The organism is Loktanella sp. DJP18 (genome assembly GCF_049310965.1).
GTDB lineage: Bacteria > Pseudomonadota > Alphaproteobacteria > Rhodobacterales > Rhodobacteraceae > Loktanella.
Window position 1 is genome coordinate 1 of the sequence record NZ_JBMERN010000178.1, and the last position, 5,736, is coordinate 5,736.

The window sequence follows — 5,736 nt, forward strand, 5'->3', positions numbered from 1 at the left end:
TCATCATCGAATTTGTAGCGCAGTTTGCCATTGCCCTCGTCCATGTCCACACGGCCCACGGCGATCAGGCCGTAAACAGCGGTGTGACCTTCGGCATTGTTTACGTGGCGCATGGTCACGCTGCGCAGTTCCTCAAAGAGCCGCACCACGTCTTCGTGGGTCAGATTGCGAAACCCCTTAACCTGCTTGAATGTCGCCAGCGGCAACTCGTGCCACTGATCATCAGCGATCCTGCCCCCTGCGTTCTTCATCAGTACATCTTGGAGCTTAAGGGCTTGCAAGCTTGGCGGGTTACGTAACGCTCGCTCGCTGTACTGCCCATCTACCAGCTCGCCCGCCTTGCTCAACCGGGCAGGATCATGGCTGCTCGTCTCTGCGCTGTTGACTGCATATCCCATACCAAACCCATAACTAACACTTATTAGACAGTCAATAAGTGTTAGAAGTCCCCAAAGGTGTGTTATGGAGTCCCCAAAAGTGTGTTTAAGGTCCCAATAAGTGTTTCTTAATCGGATTACCCTTTTAACCTCAACGGCTTACAAGCCTCTGAAATAGAGAAACCTATAGAAATAAGGGAACTGCGTTCCTCTCGATGAAAATACAGTTGGTTTCGGCGCCTTTCAACACGACACAGCATGTTGAGAAAGGGGTCAAGGTAGCCGTAAGAGAGGTGGAGAGAGGCGCTGGAAGCCCTGACGGCAGTTTAGCCATCAAAATGTGCCTGCAGCAAAGATAGGCTTCTACGAGGCTAAAAAACGGGTCTGGTGATGTCGGTACCTTTAGAGCTGTTTCTGGCTACCCGGCGATCCCCAGGAACAACGCCAGTGCCCGGTTCACTTCCAGCATCGTGGTGTCGCCAACTTGGCCGAATGTGGCACCCAGTCTGTCCGTGCGGACGGTCATCGCCTTGTCGATCATGATTTGAGAGGTCGTGCGCAATCCGTTTTCCGCTGACGGCTCAACCGTCATCCTGACCAAGGGCGCGTCGTTGATGGTGGACGTGACCAGTAGAATGGTTGTGGTGGCCGTGTCAGAAAAACGATCGGACTGGATCACCAGAGCGGGCCGCGGTTTGCCGTAATCGCCCTGAAGGGCGACCGTGACCAGATCGCCCCGCTTCAAACCCAGCCGTCCACATCGACCAAGGCCGCGTCCATGAAATCACCTAAGGCAGCGTCGGCACGGTCGGACTCTGCGATGAGTAGGGCCTGACGGCGGCACTCGGCTGCAAAGCCGGGGCGGCGGGTGTCAGGTACCCAGATTTGGACAGGTCGCAACCCTGCCGCCCGCATGGCGTTACGGCGTTTCTGAACACGGTGTGAAACAGGGGTCGGCATGGCGGTCTCCTCTTTCGTTACATGTAACGAATTGGGATGGTCCGTTCAAGTCCGGGAGGCCGGTGGTCGATCTGCCGTTGCGCGGCTCAAAATGAAGGGAAGCGATAGCAGGATATGTGCGTTGTAAGACACTTTTCGTTTTAAGCGAAAAGTGCCCAGATAGGACGCACCAGCTCGCTCAGGAACGTCCGGTCTGACGAGCGAAAGCTATGGGGTTTTCTGGGCGCTGGACACCCGAGGGAGCTGGCCTCGCAACAACACGCCGTAGGGTCGAAGTGGGGCGCTCCTGTGGAGGGTCGCAATTGCAGGATATGCGTACTGTATACCAAAATTGCATTTTGGCCTCCGTACTGTGTTCAGACCCGCCCCGCACAGCGGAACGCGCGGCCTCTGCAGGGTGATCTCTGCTCGGCGGCTTTCACGCCTCTCACATGCCCCCAGATCGCCTCTCGCGGCATGTGAGAACCCGCTTAAATCCACCCCGTCGGCTGATCGGTCCAAGACGTCTCACGACGGGGCTTTGCGGTTCGGATCTGAGAGGGGTGAAGTTGGCAAGAAATAGGGGATGATTGTTCACTCCCCCTCCACGCCGCTTCACCCCCTTGTTTCCAAGGCTGCGACGGCTGTTTGAGAGTGAACTCAGAAATCTGCTCGATCAGCCTCAAAGATCCGCCTGCTGATAGGGCGGATTTTGCTGGGGAAATGAGGGTGAAGCAGTCTGGCAAAAACGACCGTGACATAATCACAGGCCAATGGACAAACTGGATGTAAATATCATATGATAGCGTAAGGTAATACCTTTTGGTGGATAGACACATGGCATCGGCAACATCCGTCAAGCTTGATGGCGGCATGAAAGGGCGCGTCCAGCATCTCGCTGAAGCCCGGAAACGTACGTCGCACTGGATTATGCGCGAAGCTATCTCGCAGTATGTCGAGCGCGAAGAAAAGCGAGAGGCGCTGCGTGAGGATACGCTCGAAGCGTGGAAGGAATTTCAGGAAACAGGACTGCACGCGACTGCCGAAGATGTCGATCAGTGGCTAGCAAGCTGGGGAACTGAAAATGAACAGCCTGCTCCTGAATGCCACAAGTAAAATTTGCTCCCGCGGCGATCCGGGATCTGCAACGGTTGCGTGATTTTTTACGCCCGAAGAGTGCTGATGCCGCGCTTCGAGCTGGTGAAGTTATCCGACAGGGCGTGAAGATACTTTGTGCGTATCCCCGCCTCGGTCGGATGATTGATGATCTTCCTGAACAATTTAGGGAATGGCCAATCGAATTTGGCGACAGCGGATATGTAGTGCGATATCGGATCAGCGACGATGCCGTGATAATCCTTGCAATCCGGCACCAGAAAGAGGCGGGTTATCAAGCTACATAGACATTATGGAGCTGTTCAACAAACGGTCCAAAGGATAGGCTAAATGAAGTGTAAAGGTATTGAGAGATGCTGCGAGTGATTGGTAAGATAATAGCGTTTGGTTTGCTATTTATTTCAGCATCAGCGGCATATGCGGAGTGCGATTTGAAAGCAGAAGATTTTTACCGAGAAGTTACCGCCCAAGAGATGACGGATTGTATTTCAGGGAATTCTGAAAAATCCGGTGCCAGAGACGATCAAGGCAACACGCCTTTGCACCTTGCCATGGTGCACAGCCCTGAAACGGAAATTGTTCGTCTACTGATATCTTTGGGAGCCAATCTCGAATCACTTAATGCAAAGAAAGAATCGGCGATACATGCCCTGGCTGCAGAGGGGAATGCCGCATCGCATGTGGCAGCATTCAGCGCGGGCGGCGGAGATATCAATGACCCCGCACCGGACGATGCCTGCAAGATCAGGGACTGTGCAACCAAACCAATCCACCGGGTAGCGAAAAGGCCCGAGGCTATTGGCATGCTGCGGGCATTTCTCGCCGCCGGTGCTGACGCGACTGCGGGAGACCCAAGTGGTAGGACGCCGTTGCATTACGCTGCTGAAGTATCCTCATGGGATGCGATCGAAGCACTGATTGCTGCTGGCGCAGACCCGAATAGCAAGGACTTCAAGGGGGTGACTCCTCTTCATCTCGCCGCCCAGCGTGGCCCCAGCGCTGATGGCAGTGTCGTGAGACTTCTGTTGTTGTACGGTGCGGATGCGGACGAGACTAACGACGACGATCAGACCGCACTGCTCCTTGCGGCGGCTTATACGGATGATCCGACTATTTGGCTGGCACTGTTTGATGCAACTGAACCCGGGGTGCGATGCCAAGCGGATAAAAAAGGTCGGACGGCCAAGGAAATGGCCGACCTAAATTCCAACATCGAACGCGACGCCAGATACTGGCAATTGAACCAAGACTGTCCGTGACCTTGCGGCTGCGATCCATTATCCAAAATATGCTGCGGGGCAGCGTTAGTGCGTTAGGTGTTTTTCGGCGCATCGCTATTTTTTTGGTCGTCTTGGGGATGCTTGCATTGAATATCGCAAGCTTTGCATTTGAGCAGGTTGGCGCAATTTTTAGCACACTGGCTGATTCCATTTTCCACACGTCTTGGGTAGCCGAAGTTAGTGAGGACGCCACTGCAGTCCGATCCCGCGCCAAAGCTATAGATGTCGAAAATGATAGACTGCGCAACGCGAACCTAGAGTTGGAAACTCGAAACAGACGACTGGCGTCGAATCTAGACGGAGCGGCAGCCACGCTGCGGAGGCAGGCAGACGAGATTGCAGGGGCGAGAGAACTACGAAGCCAATTTGACCAGATTGGAAGTCGGATCTCACGTAGGATTGCTACTGGAGGAGCTAGAAATATAGCGTCTATACCTCTTGAGAGCGCTCCATTTGTTGGTGCGTTGACTGTTACTGTGGTTACCGCTGCCGAAGTCTACGATGCGTGCCAGACGTTCGAGGAAATGCAACAATTACGCGAGTTGGCTGGCTTTGACCGGCTCGAAAATATAATGGCAAAAACGTGTAATTATGTTCCATTTGTCGGCGGGGAAATTAGCGTCAAAGAGATGTCCGTTTCTGAGTGCTTTAATCAATCACAATCACTCATAGAAATTGATAAAGCGGCGTCTGATGCCTTGATAGAAAAATGCGAATGCATTCAAGCCAATCCAAGTCGTGAAGCCATCTGTTTCCCTGAAAGCACTCGTATTGAAATAATCGATGATCTGCCCAATGAAAAACCAGATCGACAATAAGCATCCATTATTAAGTCTTTTCCTTTTAATGACGCGTTCCAAAAACCCTCGTTTTTGGAACATGCGGTCTCTGCCCCGTTTTCGCTGCCACAAACCTAGTTCAAAACCAAATGGGTTTTGGCACGTTTTTGGGCAAATGCTGACAAAATGTCATCGCTTCCATGGCCACCAGCGACGCATCTGCGATTTTGGAGCCCCGAGAAGCGCCGTAGCTTGTTGCTTCCAGGCGTCTCTATCGGAGCGCATTTCTGATAGTGCTTCTCTCTCCCGTTCAAGCATGGCCTCCAGCGCCTCAACCTTCACCTGAAGCGAAGTCTCACCCGGGGGTCGCGAAGTGTCCACTTGAGACGGTTGCGCGACGATATCAACGGGCACCATAGGAAAGACACGGTGCAGCTCGGACGGCTCGATAGAGTATCGCCCATTTTTCTCTTTCGAAGCCGAAATACGGCCTTTTGAGATAGCCCTTTGGATCGTCGTCTTACTTTTTCTGGTGGCTTTTGCGGCAGTTCCAAGGGAATATTTCATGGAGTCTCACATCGTCTCATTTGGGGTCGCATGAGACCGTATCAGGGGTATCATAAAACGCATCACTGTCAGATCCGTTTCTGACTTTTGCAAAAGCTCACGAACACCGTTTCGACGTTCTTTGCGCCCAGCTTGATACCCTTTTCCGAACAAAATGACCGGAAAGCATCTGCAAGCTTGCCGTGGTCCCAGTTACAATTTTCACGGGCCAACCGCTCCCATGGATCAGTGTACTTGATGCTTCCAGATTCAGGAAATGCCAGCCGCTCCTTAGCTTCAGCCCGCCTGCCCTTGCGGGCAACCGAGTGGGCTTCCTGTTCCCTTTTGGCATCTTCGAGAACCTCTTTGACTTCCCATGCTAGCTCGACTTCCACAGTCTTGCGGCGATCCCGCTTCGTGACACGATAGCTGACGCGGAAGCGGCTGGATTGGTTGACCTCATCAATGGCGGCGTCGAGCGCCTTTTGTTTGAAAGCAGTCCATGTCGCGAGCTTGCCTGTCTGAACACCAAGGCGGGCGCGAAGTTCTTCAACCGTGAATTGCTCCATCTGTCTTTCGCGGGCTGCGCGGAACGAAATCATCTCGTGCAGACGATGGGCGTAACGTGAGGACATGGCGAGGCCGGCGCGATAGTCCAGAATGGCGTAAAGGTTCGATTGCTCGACAATCTTGCGAAAC

General features: G+C 53.3%; 8 protein-coding genes and 1 pseudogene. 4 read left to right on the top strand and 5 right to left on the bottom strand.

The window, feature by feature from the left end:
- The 3 genes from ACOI1H_RS23060 to ACOI1H_RS23070 form a co-directional block, all read right to left on the bottom strand.
- Positions 1 to 398, bottom strand: a 398-nt coding sequence (locus ACOI1H_RS23060; protein WP_422440486.1) for a hypothetical protein, incomplete at its 3' end; no start/stop codon positions are given.
- A gap of 397 nt (positions 399 to 795) precedes the next feature.
- Entirely contained in the window at positions 796 to 1,122 is a 327-nt protein-coding gene (locus tag ACOI1H_RS23065; RefSeq protein ID WP_422440488.1) for a type II toxin-antitoxin system PemK/MazF family toxin, read from the bottom strand.
- Positions 1,119 to 1,337 (bottom strand): antitoxin MazE family protein, encoded by a 219-nt coding sequence (locus tag ACOI1H_RS23070; RefSeq protein ID WP_422440489.1) that lies wholly within the window; start codon positions 1,335 to 1,337, stop codon positions 1,119 to 1,121. The genes ACOI1H_RS23065 and ACOI1H_RS23070 overlap by 4 nt, the downstream gene beginning before the upstream one ends.
- Before the next feature lie 816 nt (positions 1,338 to 2,153).
- Between ACOI1H_RS23070 and ACOI1H_RS23075 the strand changes: the two genes are divergently transcribed.
- The 4 genes from ACOI1H_RS23075 to ACOI1H_RS23090 all read left to right on the top strand — a co-directional run bounded on the left by ACOI1H_RS23075 (position 2,154) and on the right by ACOI1H_RS23090 (position 4,530).
- The gene (locus ACOI1H_RS23075) at positions 2,154 to 2,432 is read left to right on the top strand and encodes a CopG family ribbon-helix-helix protein (protein ID WP_422440491.1); all 279 of its coding nucleotides are present in this window, start codon (positions 2,154 to 2,156) and stop codon (positions 2,430 to 2,432) included.
- A complete protein-coding gene (locus tag ACOI1H_RS23080; RefSeq protein ID WP_422440492.1) occupies positions 2,420 to 2,719 on the top strand; it encodes a type II toxin-antitoxin system RelE/ParE family toxin in 300 nt (99 codons plus the stop codon). The genes ACOI1H_RS23075 and ACOI1H_RS23080 overlap by 13 nt, the downstream gene beginning before the upstream one ends.
- 66 nt (positions 2,720 to 2,785) lie before the next feature.
- Complete coding sequence (locus tag ACOI1H_RS23085) at positions 2,786 to 3,691, top strand: ankyrin repeat domain-containing protein (protein ID WP_422440494.1); 906 nt, start codon at positions 2,786 to 2,788, stop codon at positions 3,689 to 3,691.
- The gene (locus tag ACOI1H_RS23090; RefSeq protein WP_422440495.1) at positions 3,688 to 4,530 is read left to right on the top strand and encodes a hypothetical protein; all 843 of its coding nucleotides are present in this window, start codon (positions 3,688 to 3,690) and stop codon (positions 4,528 to 4,530) included. The genes ACOI1H_RS23085 and ACOI1H_RS23090 overlap by 4 nt, the downstream gene beginning before the upstream one ends.
- Before the next feature lie 150 nt (positions 4,531 to 4,680).
- Here ACOI1H_RS23090 and ACOI1H_RS23095 read toward each other — a convergent pair whose 3' ends face one another.
- Complete coding sequence (locus ACOI1H_RS23095; protein ID WP_422440496.1) at positions 4,681 to 5,058, bottom strand: hypothetical protein; 378 nt, start codon at positions 5,056 to 5,058, stop codon at positions 4,681 to 4,683.
- A gap of 68 nt (positions 5,059 to 5,126) precedes the next feature.
- A pseudogene (locus ACOI1H_RS23100) lies at positions 5,127 to 5,736 on the bottom strand (hypothetical protein); the annotation flags it as partial.

Bases quoted from the DNA above. Each gene is read 5' to 3' on its own strand.
- ACOI1H_RS23085 (WP_422440494.1), top strand. From the start codon at position 2,786: ATGCTGCGAGTGATTGGTAAGATAATAGCGTTTGGTTTGCTATTTATT.
- ACOI1H_RS23070 (WP_422440489.1), bottom strand. From the start codon at position 1,337: ATGCCGACCCCTGTTTCACACCGTGTTCAGAAACGCCGTAACGCCATG.
- ACOI1H_RS23095 (WP_422440496.1), bottom strand. From the start codon at position 5,058: ATGAAATATTCCCTTGGAACTGCCGCAAAAGCCACCAGAAAAAGTAAG.
- ACOI1H_RS23080 (WP_422440492.1), top strand. From the start codon at position 2,420: ATGCCACAAGTAAAATTTGCTCCCGCGGCGATCCGGGATCTGCAACGG.
- ACOI1H_RS23075 (WP_422440491.1), top strand. From the start codon at position 2,154: ATGGCATCGGCAACATCCGTCAAGCTTGATGGCGGCATGAAAGGGCGC.